This is a genomic window from Methylobacterium sp. 1A, assembly GCF_058072805.1.
In genome coordinates, this window is record NZ_JBYQVE010000001.1 from 2,206,710 (window position 1) to 2,224,948 (window position 18,239).

General features: G+C 71.0%; 19 protein-coding genes. 9 read left to right on the forward strand and 10 right to left on the reverse strand.

What is annotated here, in order from left to right; all coding sequences use genetic code 11:
- Position 1 precedes the first annotated feature (1 nt).
- A complete protein-coding gene (locus ACX9MN_RS10750) occupies positions 2–892 on the forward strand; it encodes an ABC transporter permease (protein ID WP_447698808.1) in 891 nt (296 codons plus the stop codon).
- A complete protein-coding gene (locus ACX9MN_RS10755) occupies positions 889–1,662 on the forward strand; it encodes an ABC transporter permease subunit (RefSeq protein WP_489724388.1) in 774 nt (257 codons plus the stop codon). The genes ACX9MN_RS10750 and ACX9MN_RS10755 overlap by 4 nt, the downstream gene beginning before the upstream one ends.
- A 6-nt stretch (positions 1,663–1,668) precedes the next feature.
- Here ACX9MN_RS10755 and ACX9MN_RS10760 read toward each other — a convergent pair whose 3' ends face one another.
- Complete coding sequence (locus ACX9MN_RS10760; RefSeq protein WP_489724389.1) at positions 1,669–3,129, reverse strand: sodium:solute symporter family protein; 1,461 nt, start codon at positions 3,127–3,129, stop codon at positions 1,669–1,671.
- Positions 3,126–3,329, reverse strand: coding sequence for a DUF3311 domain-containing protein (locus ACX9MN_RS10765; RefSeq protein WP_273558527.1), 204 nt, complete (start codon positions 3,327–3,329; stop codon positions 3,126–3,128). Before ACX9MN_RS10765 ends, ACX9MN_RS10760 begins: the two co-directional genes overlap by 4 nt.
- A 197-nt stretch (positions 3,330–3,526) precedes the next feature.
- Here ACX9MN_RS10765 and ACX9MN_RS10770 point away from each other — a divergent pair, with 197 nt between their 5' ends.
- Positions 3,527–3,757 (forward strand): hypothetical protein, encoded by a 231-nt coding sequence (locus ACX9MN_RS10770; protein ID WP_273558525.1) that lies wholly within the window; start codon positions 3,527–3,529, stop codon positions 3,755–3,757.
- A 39-nt stretch (positions 3,758–3,796) separates the two neighbouring features.
- Here ACX9MN_RS10770 and ureG read toward each other — a convergent pair whose 3' ends face one another.
- From ureG to ACX9MN_RS10800, 6 genes are all read right to left on the reverse strand, one after another.
- Positions 3,797–4,414, reverse strand: a complete 618-nt coding sequence (gene ureG, locus ACX9MN_RS10775; RefSeq protein WP_273558523.1) for an urease accessory protein UreG — start codon at positions 4,412–4,414, stop codon at positions 3,797–3,799.
- Positions 4,415–4,423: 9 nt separating this feature from the next.
- Complete coding sequence (locus tag ACX9MN_RS10780; RefSeq protein ID WP_489724390.1) at positions 4,424–5,134, reverse strand: urease accessory protein UreF; 711 nt, start codon at positions 5,132–5,134, stop codon at positions 4,424–4,426.
- Positions 5,100–5,600 carry an urease accessory protein UreE gene (locus ACX9MN_RS10785; RefSeq protein WP_489724391.1) on the reverse strand — a complete coding sequence of 167 codons (501 nt, stop codon included), beginning with the start codon at positions 5,598–5,600 and terminating at the stop codon, positions 5,100–5,102. Before ACX9MN_RS10785 ends, ACX9MN_RS10780 begins: the two co-directional genes overlap by 35 nt.
- Positions 5,601–5,612: 12 nt before the next feature.
- On the reverse strand, positions 5,613–7,340 hold the full coding sequence (gene ureC, locus ACX9MN_RS10790; protein ID WP_447684213.1) for an urease subunit alpha: 1,728 nt from the start codon (positions 7,338–7,340) through the stop codon (positions 5,613–5,615).
- Positions 7,341–7,342: 2 nt separating this feature from the next.
- Entirely contained in the window at positions 7,343–7,963 is a 621-nt protein-coding gene (locus ACX9MN_RS10795) for an urease subunit gamma (RefSeq protein WP_042673510.1), read from the reverse strand.
- 123 nt (positions 7,964–8,086) lie between these two features.
- Positions 8,087–9,100 (reverse strand): LysR family transcriptional regulator, encoded by a 1,014-nt coding sequence (locus ACX9MN_RS10800; protein ID WP_020091945.1) that lies wholly within the window; start codon positions 9,098–9,100, stop codon positions 8,087–8,089.
- Positions 9,101–9,197: 97 nt separating this feature from the next.
- Between ACX9MN_RS10800 and ACX9MN_RS10805 the strand changes: the two genes are divergently transcribed.
- The 3 genes from ACX9MN_RS10805 to ACX9MN_RS10815 are packed head-to-tail and all read left to right on the forward strand — an operon-like array spanning position 9,198 to position 11,267.
- Positions 9,198–10,451, forward strand: coding sequence for a GNAT family N-acetyltransferase (locus ACX9MN_RS10805; protein ID WP_489724392.1), 1,254 nt, complete (start codon positions 9,198–9,200; stop codon positions 10,449–10,451).
- Entirely contained in the window at positions 10,448–11,062 is a 615-nt protein-coding gene (locus ACX9MN_RS10810; protein ID WP_020091947.1) for a cysteine hydrolase family protein, read from the forward strand. Before ACX9MN_RS10805 ends, ACX9MN_RS10810 begins: the two co-directional genes overlap by 4 nt.
- Positions 11,055–11,267, forward strand: a complete 213-nt coding sequence (locus tag ACX9MN_RS10815) for a hypothetical protein (protein ID WP_234082447.1) — start codon at positions 11,055–11,057, stop codon at positions 11,265–11,267. Before ACX9MN_RS10810 ends, ACX9MN_RS10815 begins: the two co-directional genes overlap by 8 nt.
- Here the strand turns inward: ACX9MN_RS10815 and ACX9MN_RS10820 are convergent, their stop codons facing one another.
- Together ACX9MN_RS10820 and ACX9MN_RS10825 are read right to left on the reverse strand one after the other, a co-directional pair.
- Positions 11,268–11,447, reverse strand: a complete 180-nt coding sequence (locus tag ACX9MN_RS10820) for a hypothetical protein (RefSeq protein ID WP_042673505.1) — start codon at positions 11,445–11,447, stop codon at positions 11,268–11,270.
- Between the two features lie 448 nt (positions 11,448–11,895).
- Positions 11,896–12,123, reverse strand: a complete 228-nt coding sequence (locus ACX9MN_RS10825) for a hypothetical protein (protein ID WP_042673504.1) — start codon at positions 12,121–12,123, stop codon at positions 11,896–11,898.
- 255 nt (positions 12,124–12,378) lie between these two features.
- On the opposite strand from ACX9MN_RS10825, the gene ACX9MN_RS10830 reads away from it, so the two are divergent.
- The 3 genes from ACX9MN_RS10830 (at position 12,379) to ACX9MN_RS10840 (ending at position 18,229) form a co-directional block, all read left to right on the forward strand.
- Positions 12,379–13,632, forward strand: coding sequence for an efflux RND transporter periplasmic adaptor subunit (locus ACX9MN_RS10830; RefSeq protein ID WP_447698724.1), 1,254 nt, complete (start codon positions 12,379–12,381; stop codon positions 13,630–13,632).
- A gap of 49 nt (positions 13,633–13,681) precedes the next feature.
- Positions 13,682–16,846: an efflux RND transporter permease subunit gene (locus ACX9MN_RS10835; RefSeq protein ID WP_489724393.1), complete on the forward strand. Its 3,165-nt coding sequence runs from the start codon at positions 13,682–13,684 to the stop codon at positions 16,844–16,846.
- Positions 16,847–17,083: 237 nt separating this feature from the next.
- A complete protein-coding gene (locus tag ACX9MN_RS10840; protein WP_489724394.1) occupies positions 17,084–18,229 on the forward strand; it encodes a CaiB/BaiF CoA transferase family protein in 1,146 nt (381 codons plus the stop codon).
- Positions 18,230–18,239: the final 10 nt, after the last annotated feature.

An 18,239-nucleotide genomic window follows, 5' to 3' on the forward strand; every position in this document is an offset into this window, starting at 1 on the left:
GATGTTCGACCGTCTGGCGCGCCTGCCGCCCTTCCTGTGGCTGGCGGCGTTCTTCCTGCTGCCCTTCGTCATCACCCTGAAGATCAGCCTCTCGGAGCCGGCGACGGCGATCCCGCCCTACCTGCCGCTGCTCGACTGGCGCGGCGGGCTCGACGGCTGGTCGGCCTTCCTCGAGGCCCTGAACTTCGACAATTACCGCACGCTCGCCGCCGACCCCCTCTACCGCGACGCCGCCCTGGGCTCCCTGACCTACGCGGGCGTCGCCAGCCTGATCCTCGTCGCTCTCGGGACGCCGCTCGCCTACGCCCTGGCGCGGGCGCCGTCCCGCTGGCAGCCGCTCCTCGTCGCGCTGGTGATCGTGCCGTTCTGGACGAGCTTCCTGATCCGGATCTACGCCTGGATCGCGATCCTGAAGCCCGAGGGCCTGCTCAATCTCGCCCTGCGCCGGCTCGGCCTGATCGACGCGCCGCTGACGATCCTCAACACCGACGCGGCGGTGATCGTCGGTCTCGTCTACGCCTACCTGCCCTTCATGGTGCTGCCGCTCTACGCGGTGATGAACCGCCTCGATCCGACCCTGCGCGAGGCCGCGGCGGATCTCGGCGCCTCGCCGAGCCGGGTGTTCTGGACCGTGACCGTGCCGCTCAGCCTGCCCGGGATCGCGGCCGGCGCGGGGCTCTGCTTCATCCCGATGGTCGGCGAGTTCGTGATCCCCGACCTGCTCGGCGGGTCGGAGACGCTGATGCTCGGCCGGGTGCTCTGGAGCGAGTTCTTCTCGAACCGCGACTGGCCGCTGGCCGCGGCTGTCGCCGTGCTGATCCTCGCCATCGTCATCGGACCGGTGGTCCTGTTCCGGGACAGCCTGCGCGCGGGCGAGGGCGAGGCGCCGTGAGCTGGGTGACCCGCACCGCCCTGGTGGCCGGCCTGGGCTTCCTCTACGGGCCGATCGCGGTGCTGATCGTGTACTCATTCAACGCCTCGCCGATGGTGACGGTCTGGGGCGGGTTCTCGACCCGCTGGTACGGCGCCCTGCTCGCCGACGCGCCGCTCCTGTCGGCCGCCTGGGTCTCCCTGAAGGTCGCTTTCCTCGCGAGCCTGCTCGCCACGTTCCTCGGGACGCTGGCCGCGCTCGCCCTGGAGCGGCAGGGCCGCTTCCGCGGTCGCGCCCTGTTCACGGGTCTCGTCTTCGGGCCGATCGTGATGCCGGAGGTGATGATCGGGCTGTCGCTCCTGCTCATGTTCATCGGGATCGGGCTGGACCGCGGCCTCGTGACGATCGTCATCGCGCACACGACCTTCTGCACCGGGTTCGTGGCGGTGGTGGTCGGCGCGCGCCTGCGCGGCCTCGACCGGTCCCTCGAGGAGGCCGCGGCCGATCTCGGCGCGGCGCCGGCGCGCGTGCTGATGACCGTGACGCTGCCGCTGCTGGCGCCCGCGCTGGCGGCCGGCGCGCTCCTCGCCTTCACGCTGTCGCTCGACGACCTGGTGATCGCGAGCTTCGTCTCCGGCCCGGGCTCCACCACCCTGCCGATGCGGCTCTACAGCCAGGTCCGGCTCGGCGTGAACCCGGAGATCAACGCGGCCTCGACGCTCCTCGTCGGGCTGGTGAGCGTCGCGGTGCTGCTGGCGTCCTGGCTCACCGCCCGCCGCGGACAGGACTGAGCGGCGTCACTCCGCGGCCTGCGCGGCGGTCGCGCCCGCGCGCACGGTCTGCGTCACGACGAGCGTCACGACGACGTTCACCACCAGCGCCACGATGCCGACGTTCACGTCCTGGAGCGGTCCGAGGACCGGCAGCTTCGCCAGGCTGAACCCGGAGAGAACCGTCACCGCCACGGTGGCGACACCCGCGACGATTCCGGCGATCGCGGCGCGGCGGTCGAGGGGATTGCGGCGCATCAGGCTGGTGATGAAGCAGGGGAAGAGCTGCGTCACGAAGTTGTAGCCCATGAGCAGGAGCTGCACGATCGTGTCGCCGCCCGACAGGGTGAAGCCGACGCAGACCAGCGCCAGCACCGGCACGAGGATCTTGCACAGGCGCGCGGTCGCGGCGTCGTCCATGCCGGGGCGCAGCGGGCGGACGAGGTTGTTCGCCACCAGGGTGACGCCGGCGATCAGGATCATGGAGCCCGGGACGAGGGCGGTCAGCACGCCCGTGGCGCCGATCAGCCCGATGACCCAAGGCGGGAAAGTCGCGAGGGCGAGCTTGAACAGCGACAGGTCGACGTCGGGCCCCGTCAGGCCCGGCACCTGCATCACCGCGGTGAAGCCGATCACGAACACGAACAGGTTGATCAGCTGGTAGATCGGCAGGATCACCGCGTTGCGCCGGAAGGCGCCCGGCTCCCGCGCCGTGTAGAGCGACGCGAAGGTGTGGGGCCACATGTAGCCGCCGAGCGCGGTGAGCAGGACCGTGGTGGTGAACCACACGGGGCTCTGACCGCGGTCGGGCAGGGCCAGGAACCTGGGCTTGGCGGCCTCGATCGCCGTGAACAGACCCTGGTAGCCGCCGTAGTAGTGGACCGGCAGGTAGATCCCGAGGAACACCACCACGAACAGGATGCTGGTGTCCTTGATCACCGCCGTCCAGGCGGAGCCGTGCACGCCCGACACCACCACGTAGGCGGTGAGCGCGGCCGCGCCGATCCAGACCGCTGCGGTCGACGAGATCGCGCCGTAGGACGCCGTCGAGACGATGATCCCGAGTCCCTTGAACTGCAGCACGAGGTACGGGACGAGGGCGACGATCCCCACGAGCGCCACCAGCATGCCGAGCGCCCGGCTGCCGTACTTGCGCGCGAAGAAGTCGGGCTGCGTGTAGAGGTTGTTCTGCTTGGCGTAGCGCCAGACCGGCGGCAGCAGCCAGTACGAGGTGACGTAGGCGAGCGTCAGGTAGCAGAGGATGTAGTAGGCGGGGCCGCCCTTGCCGTAGGCGATGCCGGAGCCGCCGAGGAACGTGAAGGTCGTGTAGATCTCCCCGGCCATCAGCAGGAAGACCAGGGCGGTGCCGAAGCCGCGGCCGCCGACGGTCCACTGCTCCAGCCCCATCTCGCGGCCGACACGCGCGTAGAGGCCGAGGCCGATCGCCAGCGCGAAGCCGGCGGCCACGATGACGAGCGCGACGCTCATCGGGGATCCTCCGGCGCGCGGTTCTGCGGGTCGGTCAGGTAGATCACCGCCATTACGGCGGAGGTTCCGATCACGCAGAACACCAGCCAGGCCAGGAGCAGCGGCAAGCCGAACACGAAGGGCTCGACCCGGTTCAGGAAGAACGGGCCGACCAGGATGCCGAGGAAGGGCAGGGCGGCCAGCCACCGCAGATTTCGCATGCGCGATACCGTTCAGAAGGCCCCGATATCGCGGGTTGAATCAGTCACGAACCGCTGTCAACGCCGCGATTGCTCGTCGGCGCCGATCGCGATCACGTCTGCGTGCTGTGCGCTCGCGCACGCGGCCGCGCTTCGGGCGTGCATATCCTCGTGCAGCGTCGCGCCGTCCGACACGGCGGGCGCCGAAGGATTTCACGATGACCCGCACTCTGACCATCGCGGCGCTGGCCGCGCTCCTCGCCGTTCCGGCGGTCCAGGCGGAGGCCCGCCCGCGGCACACCCCCGCCAAGGCGCAGCCCAGCGCCGCGATCAAGGCGCGCCAGACCGTCTTGAACGACTTCAACGCGCGGATGAGCCGCCTGGACGCGCTCATGGGCGCCCCGAGCACGTCGTCGGTCCGCGCGCGCTCGGCCGAGGCCGGCCGCTAGGGAACGTGACGCGTCGGTCGCCCGGACCGGCGCGTCGGCTCAGCGGCCCAGGCCGCCCGCCTCCTCGACGAAACGCGCCACCGCGTCCGCGCCCGCACCCTCGCGCAGGGAGGCGAACACGTACGGCCGGGTGCCGCGCATCCGCTGCGTGTCGGATTCCATCACCGACAGGTCGGCGCCGACGAGCGGCGCGAGGTCCGTCTTGTTGACGATCAGCAGGTCGGACCGGGTGATGCCCGGACCGCCCTTGCGGGGGATCTTCTCGCCGCCGGCGACGTCGATCACGTAGAGCGTGATGTCGGCGAGTTCCGGCGAGAACGTCGCCGCGAGGTTGTCGCCGCCGGACTCGATCAGCACGAGGTCGAGCTTCGGGAAGCGCCGGTTCATCTCGGCGACCGCGGCGAGATTGATCGAGGCATCCTCCCGGATCGCGGTGTGCGGGCACCCCCCGGTCTCGACGCCGAGGATGCGCTCCTCCGGCAGGGCGCCCGCGACCGTGAGGATCCGCGCGTCCTCCTTCGTGTAGATGTCGTTGGTGATGGCGCAGATCTCGTAGCGGTCGCGGAAGCGCTTGCAGAGCTGCTCCATCAGGGCGGTCTTGCCGGAACCGACAGGTCCGCCGATGCCGACGCGGAGGGGGCCGTTCGTGGAGGTCATGCTGCGGGCTCAGGATCGGAAGATGCGGGAATACTGGGTCTCGTGGCGGAAGGAGCCGAGATCCAGGCGGAACGTGGCGGCACCGAGGGCGTCGAGATCCGCCGCGGCGGCCGCCTCGGCGAGCCCGGCGAGGCTCGGCGCGAGGGCGGCGACGACCCGCGTGCCGGCGGCCTGCCCCACCGGCGCCGCCCGCAGGGCCGCGGAGACGAGGTTCTGCAGGAAGGCGAGGCCGTAGGCGGCGAGCACGGGGCCCGGATCCATGCCGTGCGCGCCGGCCGCGAGGCCGACCGCGACCGGGTAGGCGACCGGCCCCGGCAGATGCCCGGCCAGGGCGTCGAGGGCGTCGCAGGGCCACGCGCCGCGCGTCGCGTCGAGGAAGCTGCGGCCCTGCTGGCTCGTCTCCAGGTGCAGCTCGCGCGAGGGCGCCAGGGCCAGGGCGAGGTCGTTGACGGCGACGAGCGCGGCGCCGTCCGCGGACAGCGCCGCCGCGTGGGCATGGGCCGCCAGGATCAGGTCGTTGCGCAGGGCACCGCGCTCGCAGACGTCCCGGAGCCACGCGGTCAGGCTCGCCTCGTCGCGGACGTCGCCCGCCTCGACCGCCCATTCGAGCCCGTGCGAGTAGGCGTAGGCCCCGACCGGGTAGCCGGGCGACAGCCACGCCATCAGGCGCAGCGCCTCCAGGGGCTCAGCCCGCGGCATGGTGGTGATGGTGGCCGCCATGCGGGTGGTCGTGCCCGTGGCCGTGGCCGTGATCCCCGGAATAGGCGCCGCCCTCCGGCCGGAACGGGCGCTCCACCGGCTCGGCGGTGCCGCCGAGGCCGCGGACCATCTCGGCGAGGACGTGGTCGTGCGCGATCCAGACCGCGTCCGGGCCGATCTCGGCGGCGATGTGCCGGTTGCCGATGTGCCAGATCAGGCGCTTGAGGGCGTGATCGCTGGGAGCCCGGATCTCGAGCAGGCGCTCCGGCGCGGCCTCGACCCAGACGAGTCGTCCGTCCTGCAAGACCAGGGCGTCGCCGTCCTCCAGGACCGCGGGCTCCGGAAGGTCCAGCAGGAAGCCCAGGCCCCCTGCGCCGCGCATGGCGACGCGGCGGCGGTGGCGGTCGCCGTGATCGAGGACGACGCGGTCGACGATCTCGCCGCCCGACAGGGCGTCGCGGCGGAGGATGCGGGTGGCGCGGATCATGGATGGCCGCGCTCAGAACAGGAAGTAGCGCTGCGCCATCGGCAGGACCTCGGCCGGCTCGCAGACCAGCAGCTCGCCGTCGGCGCGCACGTCGTAGGTCTCCGGATCGACCTCGATGACCGGCGTGGCGTCGTTCAGCACCATGCTCTTCTTCGAGATGCCGCCGCGGACGTTCTCGACGGCGACCAGCTCCTTCTGCACGCCCAGCCGCTCGCGCAGGCCGTCCTCCACCGCCGCCCGGGAGACGAAGGTGAGGGCGGTGGCGAAGGGCGCCCGGCCGTAGGCGCCGAACATCGGCCGGTAATGCACCGGCTGCGGCGTCGGGATCGAGGCGTTGGGGTCGCCCATGGGCGCGGCCGCGATGCTGCCGCCCTTCAGCACGAGGTCGGGCTTCACGCCGAAGAAGGCCGGATTCCACAGCACGAGATCGGCGAGCTTGCCGGGCTCCACCGAGCCGATGTGCCGGGAGATGCCGTGCGCGATGGCCGGGTTGATCGTGTACTTGGCGACGTAGCGGCGCGCCCGAAGGTTGTCGGTTCCGGACGCGTCGCCCGGCAGGGCACCCCGCTGGCGCTTCATCTTGTCGGCCGTCTGCCACGTGCGGATGATGACCTCGCCGACCCGGCCCATCGCTTGGCTGTCGGAGGACATCATCGAGAGCGCGCCGATGTCGTGCAGGATGTCCTCGGCCGCGATGGTCTCGCGCCGGATCCGGCTCTCCGCGAAGGCGAGATCCTCGGGGATCGACGGGTCGAGGTGGTGGCAGACCATGAGCATGTCGAGATGCTCGTCGATCGTGTTCCACGTGTAGGGCCGCGTCGGGTTGGTGGACGACGGCAGCACGTTCGGCAGCCCGGCCACCTTGATGATGTCCGGCGCGTGGCCTCCGCCCGCGCCCTCGGTGTGGAAGGCGTGGATGGTCCGGCCCTTGAAGGCCGCGATCGTGTCCTCGACGAAGCCCGATTCGTTGAGCGTGTCCGTGTGGATCATGACCTGGATGTCGTGGGCGTCCGCCACCGACAGGCAGGTGTCGATCGCCGCGGGCGTGGTGCCCCAGTCCTCGTGCAGCTTCAGCGCGCAGGCGCCGGCCCGCACCATCTCGACGAGGCTCTCCGGCCGGGACGCGTTGCCCTTGCCGGCGAAGGCGAGGTTCATCGGGAACGCGTCCGCGGCCTCGATCATCCGGGCGATGTGCCAGGGGCCCGGCGTGCAGGTGGTGGCGAAGGTGCCGTGCGCCGGCCCGGTGCCGCCGCCGAGCATCGTGGTGATGCCCGAGCAGAGCGCCTCCTCGATCTGCTGCGGGCAGATGAAGTGGATGTGGCTGTCGAAGCCGCCCGCCGTCAGGATCTTGCCCTCGCCGGCGATGACCTCGGTGCCCGGCCCGACCACGATGTCGACCCCGGGCTGCACGTCCGGGTTGCCGGCCTTGCCGAGCCGGAAGATCCGGCCGCGCACGATCCCGACATCGCACTTCACGATGCCCCAGTGGTCGAGGACAACCGCGTTGGTGATCACCGTGTCGACGGCGCCGTCGGCGTTCGTGGCCTGGCTCTGACCCATGCCGTCGCGGATGACCTTTCCGCCGCCGAACTTCACCTCCTCGCCGTAGGTGGTGAAGTCGCGCTCGACCGTGATCTCCAGGCTCGTGTCCGCGAGCCGGATGCGGTCTCCGACCGTGGGGCCGAACATGTCGGCGTAGGCCGAACGGGGCAGGCTGGCGGGCTTGGGCGTGTTGGCCATGGTCAGAGCTTGCCCATCACGTCGCCGCGGAACCCGTAGACGGTGCGCCCGCCGGAGAGCGGCACCAGCGCGACTTCCCGCGTCGATCCCGGCTCGAACCGCACGGCGGTGCCCGGCGCGATGTCGAGGCGCTTGCCGCGGGCCTGCTCCCGCGGGAACACGAGGCCCGGATTGACCTCGAAGAAGTGATAGTGCGAGCCGACCTGGATCGGCCGGTCCCCAACATTGGCGACCTCGATCACGGTCCGCTCGGCGCCGGGGTTGAACACGATCTCGCCGGGCAGCGTCGTCACCGCGCCGGGGATGTCGGACGAGGCCGCGCCCCGGATCGGGTGATGCACGGTCACGAGCTTGGTGCCGTCCGGGAAGGTCGCCTCCACCTGGATGTCGTGGATCATCTCGGGCACGCCCTCCATGACCTGATCGGCGGTCAGCACGGTGGCGCCGGCCTGCATCAGGTCGGCCACGGTGCGGCCGTCCCGCGCGCCCTCGACCACGAAGTCGGTGATCAACGCCACCGATTCCGGATGGTTGAGCTTCACGCCGCGGGCGAGGCGGTTGCGCGCCACCTGCGCCGCCATGGCGATGAGCAACTTGTCCTTCTCACGGGGCGTCAGCAGCACGGGCAACCTCGTCGTCGCGGCGGCCGGAGCAAGGATCATGCGCGCCGCGCGGTCAAGGGCGGGCGTCGGCCGTTGCAGGACCCGGACCAGCGGCCGTCGCGGCCCGCCGGAATCAAGGAGCCGTCACGGCGTCATGGCGATGAAGCCGGCGAACAGGTCGGGGAGGGCCGCGCCCTTCACCGCACCCGGCAGGTCGCGGGGATGGATGAACTCGTCCCGGAACCAGGGATAGCGCTTCGGATCGAAGGAGGCCCGGAGCCAGTCGATCGTCCGCCGCACGCGGGTGATCCGCTCGGCGTCCGGGTGATAGGTCAGCCAGATGTCGACGCTGAAGCGGCCGAGATTGTCCACCGGGACGACCTGGGCACCGATCGCGCTGGCATAGGTCGGCAGCAGGCCGATCCCGGCCCCCTTGGCGATCGCCCAGTAATACGCGCTGCTGACGTTGATCTTCAGGGTGATCGGGACCTTCGCGGGGAAGCCCGGCACCGTGCGCACGTAATCCTCGAGGGCGACGGTCTGGCCGCCGTCCTGCACCACGATCCGGTGGCGCTCCAGGTCCTCGGGGCGCGCCGGGAGCCCGTAGGTCTCCTCGTAGCTCCGCGCGGCGTAGGGCACCATGTGGATCCGGCCGAGCTTGACAATGCGCAGGTCCGGGCTGGTCGGCCGCGTCAGCTGGATCGCGACGTCGGCCTCCAGCCGCAGGACGTCGGCGGATTCCATCGCGCAGCGCAGGTCGACGGTGAGGCGCGGGTTGGCACGCTGGAACTCGACGAGCCGCGGCGCGAGCCAGAAGGCGCCCAGCCCCTCCGTCACGGCGATCCGCACCTCGCCGGTCTCGGCGAAGGGCGCGCCCTCGCCGGTGCGCACGAGGCTGAAGGCGGCCGCCTCCATGCGGCCGGCGGCCTCGAGGATCGCGTGGCCCTCGGCGGTGAGGCGGATGCCGTCGACGTGGCGGGTGAGCAGCGGCGCGCCGATCAGCGCCTCGAGATCGTCGATCCGGCGCCGCACCGAGTTCACCGACAGGCCGAGCTTCGTCGCCGCCGAGCGGAAGCTGCCGGACCGCTGGAGCGCCAGGAAGACCCGGATGCTCTGCCAGTCGGGCATCGGGTCCCGGATCGCCTCCGCCTGTTCCATCGACGGAACACCCCTGTTTCAAATTTTGCACATACAGCCAGAGCGCTAGATGCGAAGTGCTTAACCGTCAATCCGTACCCGAATGACAGGTCATCCGATGACGGTGCACATTGCTCGCGCGCAGTTCGTCGCGAAGGACGCCGATCAACTCGGTACAGCGCCAGTCTCTCCCGAGCCGCGGCACGCGCTGAATGCGCTCGAGGTCGGCCGAATTGCCCGGCACCTCGTCATCTTCACGCCGACCCCGGACGATCTGGCGCGGCTGATCGCGGCGGCGCGCGCGGATCTGCCCGATCTCGCGCCCCTGCGCACCGTCCAGCGGGTGATGTCGATCAATCCCGACAGCGTCCTGGCGATCGCCCAGCGCCACCGGTTCGACGCCGCGGATCCGCGGGGCGAGGGGTTCGTGGCCTGCCTGATGCTGAACGCCGATGGCCTGGCGGCGCTCAAGGCCGGGACGCTCGACGCGTCCGACCCGCCCGCCGCGCTGCTGGCCGGCCAGCACGAGCGTCCGGCCGGGATCTACGTCTGGGCCGTCTACGCGCGGCGGCGCCTCTCCGGCGGCGTCGGCCTCGTCTTCGACCGTCTGTCGAGCCCGACCTACCGGGGCGTCGACTTCTACGCCCGCGCGGCCACCCCCGAGGGGGCCGACCTGCTGACCACCCTCGGCTTCACCGCGCAGACCTCCGCCCGCGGTGCCCTGTACCATTTCGCCCGCGCACCGAAGGCGGAGCCGGCGCCCCCGTATGACACCCACCGGTCCGGCGGGACCGGCATCAGCGTCGCGGTCGCGCGGAACATGGAGGACCTGTCCCGCGTGATCGCCCTGCGCGCCGCCGTCTACATGGCGGAGCAGGCCTGCCCGTACGAGGAGGAGTTCGACGGCAACGACCTCTCGGCGACGCACCTGATCGGCTACGTCGGCGACGAGCCGGCGGGCTGCCTGCGCATCCGGTTCTTCGCGGATTTCGCCAAGATCGAGCGCCTCGCGGTCCGGGCCGAGTTCCGCAACACGCGCCTGTCCTTCGCGCTGGTCCGCGCCGGGATCGAATTGGCCCGGGTCAAGGGCTACCGGCGGCTCTACGGCCACGCCCAGAAGCGCCTCGTCGGCTTCTGGAGCCGCTTCGGCTTCCGCGTCTTCGAGGGCGCGCAGGAGCTGGTCTTCTCGGATTTCGACTACGTCGAGATGCTGATGGAGGCGGAGCCGCACCCGCAGGCGATCGGCCTCGGCGCTGACCCCTACGTCATCATCCGGCCGGAGGGGCGCTGGCACCGGGCGGGCGCCCTCGACCGCTCGCGGAGCCGCGCCGTGACCCGCCCGTCCGTCGACCGGGCGGTGGCCGCGCGATGAACCGGCCGATCAACCCGGCGCTGTATCGCCGGCCGCGCAGCGTCCCGGCCTTGGTGCTGGTGGACATGCAGCAGGAATACGAGATCGCGGGCCGCCCGCTCGCCCTGGCGGGGATCGAGCCCGCTCTGTCGAATTGCCGGCGCGCCCTCGCGCATGCCCGCGCGAGCGGCATGCAGGTCGTCTACGTCCGCTGGATCGGCGCGCCGCTGTTCCAGGCGGGCAGCCGCTTCGTCCGCTGGATCGAGGGGTTCGAGCCGCACGGCTGCGACATGATCTTCGACCGGGACCGCCCGTCCTGCTACGCCAGCCCCGCCTTCGCGGACGCGATGGAGCGGGGATCGCCGCCGCTCGTCATCGCGGGCTTCGCCGGCGAGTCGTCCTGCCTCGCGACGGCGGTCGACGGCTTCCACCGCGGCCAGGACGTGACCTTCCTGTCCGACGCCTCCGCGAGCCACGACCTCGACGGGATCTCCGCCGACGAGATCCACCGGTCGGTGAGCGCGGTGATGCGGGTGTTCGGCGACGTCACCGACACGCAATCCTGGATCGCGGCCTCGGCGCCTTTCAGGCCCCTGCCCACAGCTTCGAGACCCACGCACGCCAATGACTGACCGAAGCCAGAATCACGGGTTTCCGGAGGGGGTCCCGGCCGGCGACGATGTGGACCTGCGCCTCGGCCGGCACGCGATCGAGCTGCTGCAGGCGGCGCGCGAGGCCGGCGAGCCGACGCTGATCGCCCAGGCCGAGGCCATGGCGATGGCGGTCGGCTTCGTGCTGGCGAGCCGGCTGCCGGGCGGCGCGCCGGAGACCGCGTGATCAGTCGGCGCCGTCCTCGCCGCCGATGAGGCGCATGGCGCGCAGGCGCGCGGTCCGCTCGTCCTGGGCGCGCCGGTCCGCGGCGAGCGCCCGCCACAGCACGACGAGCTCATCCGCGAGAGGCGAATCGACGGTTTCGTCGGCATCGCGCGCGATATTGGCGTGATCGAAGGCGTCCATGTTCGAGGTTCCGCGCCTTGAGGTGCGGTCCGCTAACAGGACAGGATCGCGATCGTCCAGCCCGAAAGTTGAGCAGATCCTGTACAAGCCGACGGGATCGTCACGCGCGGCGCAATCCATCGCCGGCAAACCGAACACCGGATCGTAGATCGGCGAGGATGGGGAGGCTGACGGCGGTCGATCGACCGGGGCGATGATCCGGCTGGACCGAATTGCATCCGGAGCCGCTGTTTCGGCGCCTGCCCGGACATGAATTCAATAATCTATTGACGATAATCGATGAATACGCGACCGGCCACGCCGCCCGCCGCCTCGAACAGTGTCCGCACGGGGCCGCGCACGCCGCGAGCGCTCAGAAACATCTCGGACACCGAACTGTGACAATCCCGACCGGTATCGGCCAGGGCCCGGGCGCCGCACGGGTGCGTCCGATCGGACCGCGAGCACCTCAGGCCCGGGATCGCGTCAGCGCGGCGATGATGGATTCGACCACCACGATCTGCTCCTGCACGGCGACCAGCCGCGGCCCGGCATCCGCGCCGTCGCCCAGCACGAAGGTGCCCTTCTGCCGCCGCGCGTCGCGCAGCTTTCGCACCGACGCGACGATGACCTGCCGCTCCTCGATCAGCGCGTCGCGCAGTTCGTTCAGGCCGTCCAGTTCCAGGGTCGAGGCCATGCGGCGTCCCGGTCTCACATCCTCGGCGCGGCGTCGGCGGCCATCCCGCGCGGGCACGCCGGGCGCCTGTCGTCCGCGCGGGGCGTCCGGCCCCGCGGCGCGGCCCACTCTCGGCGGCGGTAGCACGCTTTCCGCTCACGGAACATTGCCGCGATCCGGGGAGCGCCGCGATGTCCGGCGCGGCCATTGTATGCTATTGAATGCAAAATTATCCCGGCCCGCGAAGCGGTCGGATCAACGGGCGGATAGCGGCGCATGCTGAGTGAGGACGTGCACGACCGCGACGAGTCTCGCGCGGACGAGACGGTCACGGACCGGCGCCACGGCGACGCGCGTCGCGCCGCGACCAAACCGGCGAAGAAGCGCTCGGGCGCGGCCGGCCTGATCCTCCTGCTGCTCGCCGTCGCGGGCGGCGGCGCCTACGGCTACACGCGCCTGAATCAGCCCGCGGTGAAGTCCCGGGCGGCGGCCCCGCTGCCGGTGCCCGTCACCCTCGGCACGGTCGAGCAGGGGCCGTTCGCCCTCGTGTCGAACGGTCTCGGCACCGTCCAGGCGTACAACACCGTTCAGGTGCGCACGCGCGTCGACGGCGAGATCCAGCAGGTCGCGTTCCGCGAGGGTCAGACCGTCCGCAAGGGCGACGTGCTCGTGCAGATCGACCCGCGGCCCTACCAGGCGGCGCTGGATCAGGCGAAGGCCAAGAAGGAGCAGGACACGGCCAACCTCGGCAACGCGAAGGCGGACCTCGTCCGCTACACCGGGCTGGGCGCCTTCGCCTCCCGGCAGCAGACCGAGACGCAGACGGCCCTGGTCGCCCAGCTCACCGCGCAGGTGGCGTCCGACCAGGCGGCCATCGACAACGCCACGACGCAGCTCGGCTACGCCACGATCCGCGCGCCCATCGACGGCGTCACGGGCTTCCGGCAAGTCGATATCGGCAACATCGTCAACGCGGCCGGCCAGACCCCGATCGTGACGATCACCCAGGTCGAGCCGATCTTCGTGGTGTTCACGGCCCCGGAGGATCAGCTGCCCGCCATCACCGCGGCCCTCAAGGCCGGTGACGTGCCGGTGGAGGCCTGGACGTCGGACGGGCTGACCAAGCTCGCCGACGGCAAGCTGGCCCTGTTCAACAACCAGGTCGACACCGCGACGGGCACGATCCGCCTCAAGGCCGTCTACGAGAACAGGAACCACGCGCTGTGGCCGGGCCTGTCGGTCTCGACCAAGATGCGGGTCGGCACGGTCGCGGTCGCCACGACGGTGCCGGACGACGCGATCCAGCACGGGCCCGACGGGCTGTTCGCTTTCGTGGTGGACGATGCCAGCCGGGCGCATCAGCGCGCGCTGAAGGCGGGTCGCTCGGATTCGGGGCGGACGCGCGTTCTCAGCGGCGACCTCCGGCCCGGCGAGCGGGTGATCGTCGCCGGCCAGTACAAGGTGCAGGACGGCAGCCTCGTGGCCGATCCGCACGCGGCCCACACCGCGCAGGCGGAGGCGGTCCAGTGACGCGCGCGGGACGCCTCACGGCGGGCGCGTCCCCGCGCGGGGCCCGGCCATGAAGGGCGGCATCTCGGCACCGTTCATCCGGTTCCCGGTGGCGACCACGCTGATCATGGTCGGCATCCTGTTCCTCGGGATCGTGGCCTACCCGCTGCTCGGCGTCGCGCCGCTGCCGCAGGTGGATTTCCCGACCATCCAGGTGACCGCGCAGCTGCCCGGGGCCAGCCCGGAGACGATGGCCTCGTCGGTGGCGCAGCCCCTCGAGCGGCAGTTCTCGCAGATTCCCGGCGTGTCGCAGATGACCTCGACGAGCTCCCTCGGGATCTCGACGGTCACGGTCCAGTTCGACCTCAACCGCAACATCGACGGCGCCGCGAGCGACATCCAGGCGGCCATCAACGCCGCCAGCGGCCAGCTCCCGAAGAACCTCCCGACCCCGCCGACCTACCGCAAGGTCAATCCGGCCGATTCGCCGATCCTGCTGCTCTCGGCCACGTCCGACAGCATGCCGCTGATCGACGTCGACGACGCGGTCGACGTCCAGCTTGCCCAGCGGATCAGCCAGATCTCGGGCGTCGCGCAGGTCTTCATCGGCGGCCAGCAGAAGCCCGCCGTGCGGATCCAGATCGACCCGGCCAAGCTCGTGGCCAAGGGCCTGTCGCTGGAGGACGTGCGCGCGCAGCTCACCCTCACCACGGTCAACAACCCGAAGGGCAGCATCGACGGCGGCAGCCACAGCTACACCATCTACGCCAACGACCAGCTCACCGCGGCCCACAACTGGAACGACGTCATCGTCGCGTATCGCGACGGCGCGCCGCTGCGCGTCCGCGACATCGGACAGGCGGTCGCCGGCCCCGAGGACACCAAGCAGGCCGGCTGGACCAACGGCAAGCGCGGCATCTTCCTGGTCGTGTTCAAGCAGCCCGGCGCCAACGTCATCGACACGGTCGACAGCATCAAGGCCCAGCTGCCCCGCCTGACCGCCACACTGCCGGCCGCCATCAAGGTCGGCATCCTGAGCGACCGCACGCAGACCATCCGCGCCTCGGTCGAGGACGTGCAGTTCACCCTGCTGCTGACGATCGTGCTGGTCGTCGGGGTGATCTTCGTCTTCCTGCGCAGCTTCTGGGCGACCGTGATCCCGAGCGTGACCGTGCCGCTCGCGCTGCTCGGCGCCTGCGCGCTGATGTGGATGGCGGGCTACACCCTCGACAACCTCTCGCTGATGGCGCTCACCATCTCGGTCGGCTTCGTGGTCGACGACGCCATCGTCGTGCTGGAGAACATCAGCCGCTACGTCGAGGAGGGGATGCGGCCCATGGAGGCCGCCTTCAAGGGCGCGGGCGAGATCGGCTTCACCATCGTGTCGATCTCGGTGTCGCTGATCGCCGTGCTGATCCCGCTCCTGCTGATGGGCGGCATCATCGGAAGGCTGTTCCGCGAGTTCGCCGTGGTGCTGTCGATGACCATCGCGGTCTCGGCCTTCGTGTCTCTGACGCTGACCCCGATGATGGCCTCGCGGCTGCTGAAGGCCCACGACGCCGAGCGCCACGGCCGCCTCTACCGCATGAGCGAGGCCGCCTTCGACTGGCTGCTCGCGGTCTACGCCGACGCCCTCGACGTCGCGCTGCGCTTCCGCCGCGTCACGCTGCTGGTCTTCTTCGCCACGCTGGCGTTGACCGGCTACCTGTTCGTCGCCATCCCGAAGGGCTTCTTCCCGCAGCAGGACACCGGTTTCATGATCGGCGTCACCGAGGCGTCGCAGGACATCTCCTTCTCGGCGATGAAGGCGCTGCAGGAGAAGGTCGGCGCGATCGTCCAGGCCGATCCCGCGGTCGCCACCGTCGGCATGTCGCTCGGCGGCAACGGCCAGGCGCTCAATTCCGGGCGCATGTACATCACGCTCAAGCCCCGCGACGAGCGCGACGTCAACGCCTTCCAGGTGATCGGCCGGCTGCGCCCCAAACTGGAACGCGTCGAGGGCATCCGGACCTTCATCCAGGCGACCCAGGACGTGCGCACCGGCGGCCGCACCTCGCGGACGCAGTTCGAGTACACCCTCCAGGACCCGGACCTCGCCGAGCTGAACACCTGGGCGCCGCGCATCCTCGACAAGATGAAGACGCTGCCGGAGCTGCGCGACGTCGCCACCGACCAGCAGACCCGCGGCACGACGCTGACGCTGTCGATCGACCGCGACGCCGCCTCGCGCTACGGCATCACGCCCCAGCTGATCGACGACACGCTCTACGACGCGTTCGGCCAGCGCCAGATCGCGCAGTACTTCACGCAGCTGAACAGCTACCACGTGGTGCTGGAGGTGCTGCCGGCGCTCCAGGGCAGCGTCGAGAGCCTCGACAAGATCTACATCAAGGCACCGATCGGCGGCGGGCAGGTGCCGCTCGCGGCCTTCGCCCGCTGGACGACGGAGCCGGTGGCGCCGCTGGCGGTGAACCACCAGGGCCAGTTCCCGGCGGTGACGATCAGCTTCAACCTCGCCCCCGACGTCGCCCTCGGGCAGGCCACGGAGGCGATCGGCCGGGCGATGCGCGAGCTGCAGGTCCCGCCGACAGTGGTGAGCGGCTTCCAGGGCACCGCTCAGGCCTTCCAGCAATCGCTCTCGACGGTGCCGCTGCTGATCCTGGCGGCCCTGTTCGTGGTCTACCTGATCCTCGGCATCCTCTACGAGAGCTTCATCCACCCGATCACCATCCTGTCGACGCTGCCCTCGGCCGGCGTCGGCGCGCTCGCGGTGCTGATGTGGGCCGGATTCGACTTCAGCCTGATCGCGCTGATCGGCATCATCCTTCTCATCGGCATCGTGAAGAAGAACGGCATCATGCTGGTCGACTTCGCCATCGTCGCCGAGCGCGAGGAGGGCCTCTCGCCCGAGGTCGCGATCCGGAAGGCCGCGCTGCTGCGCTTCCGGCCGATCCTGATGACCACGATGGCGGCCCTGCTCGGCGGCATCCCGCTGATGGTCGCTACCGGGACCGGCTCGGAGATCCGGCAGCCGCTCGGCTACGCCATGGTCGGCGGCCTCGCGGTGAGCCAGGTGCTGACGCTCTTCACCACGCCGGTGATCTACATCTACCTGGACCGGCTGGCGCGCCGCTTCTCGTTCCGCGACAAGCCGCGGGCGGTGGACGCGGCGCTCGACGATCCCGAGCCGATGGAGGAGGTTCGCGGGCCGCCGGCGCTGCGCGCGGCTGAGTGAGGCCGACCGCCGTCTTCGCGAGCGCAGCGAAGCGATCCAGGGCGGCGCGACGTCGGTGAGCGTGGCACGTCTGGATCGCTTCGCTGCGCTCGCGAAGACGCTGGAAGTCTCTGGGAGAGACGTCCCGAAGCCAATGGCCGGGCGACCCTGTCACTGTGGCCCGCTTGGCGGGCGGTCTGGCCGTTCCAGTTCATTCGCTGCCGGCCCACTGAGACCGCGGGACGCCGAAGGATGCGGATGAGCCAGAACCTGCCGCTGCGAGGGCTGACCGTGCTCGCCCTGGAGCAGGCCGTCGCCGCGCCGTACTGCACCTCGCGGCTGGCCGATGCCGGGGCCCGGGTCATCAAGATCGAGCGGCCGGAAGGGGATTTCGCCCGCGGCTACGACGCGGCGGTCAACGGGCTGGCGAGCTACTTCGTCTGGCTCAACCGCGGCAAGGAGAGCCTCGTCGCCGACATCAAGGATCCGGCCGACGCCCGCCTCCTGCACGCGATCCTCGCGCAGGCCGACGTGTTCGTGCAGAACCTCGCCCCCGGCGCGGCCGCCCGGGCGGGGTTCGGCTCGGCGGAGCTGCGCGCGCGCTATCCGCGGCTGATCACCGTCGACATCTCCGGCTACGGCGCCGGCAATGCCTACAGCGCCATGAAGGCCTACGACCTGCTGGTCCAGGCCGAGAGCGGGCTCGCCGGGATCACCGGCCACCCGGCGGGGCCAGGCCGCGTCGGCGTCTCCGTCTGCGACGTCGCCTGCGGGATGGACGCCCACGCCGCGGTCCTCGAAGCGCTGATCGCCCGCGGGATCACCGGGCAGGGCTGCGCCCTGGAGGTCAGCCTGTTCAGCGGCGCCGCCGACTGGATGAACGTCCCGCTGCTCTACTTCGAGGGGACCGGCAAGGCGCCCCAGCGGGTCGGCCTCGCGCACCCGTCGATCTGCCCCTACGGCGCCTTCCCCACGGCCGACGGCAGCCTCGTGCTGATCTCGATCCAGAACGAGCGCGAGTGGGCGAATTTCTGCGCCGGCGTGCTCGGCGAGCCGGAGCTCGCCCGGGCCGAGGGCTTCGCGTCCAACAACGCCCGTGTGGCCAACCGCGCCGCGGTCGACCTGCGCATCGGCGCCGCGCTGGTGCGGCTGACCCGCGACGCGGCCGCCGCCCGGCTGAAGGCGGCGGGCACCGCCTACGGTTTCGTCAACACGCTGGCGGACCTCGCCACGCACCCCGCGCTGATCCGCGCGGAGGTCCGGACGCCTTCGGGGCCGGCCCGGATCGTGGCGCCGCCGGTGCTGATCGACGGCGCGGTCCGCGCCCTCGGGCCGGTCCCGGCCATCGACGAGCACGGGGCGCGGATCCGCGCGGAATTCGCGCCCCGGGCTCGAGGACAGTGATCTGGCAGCG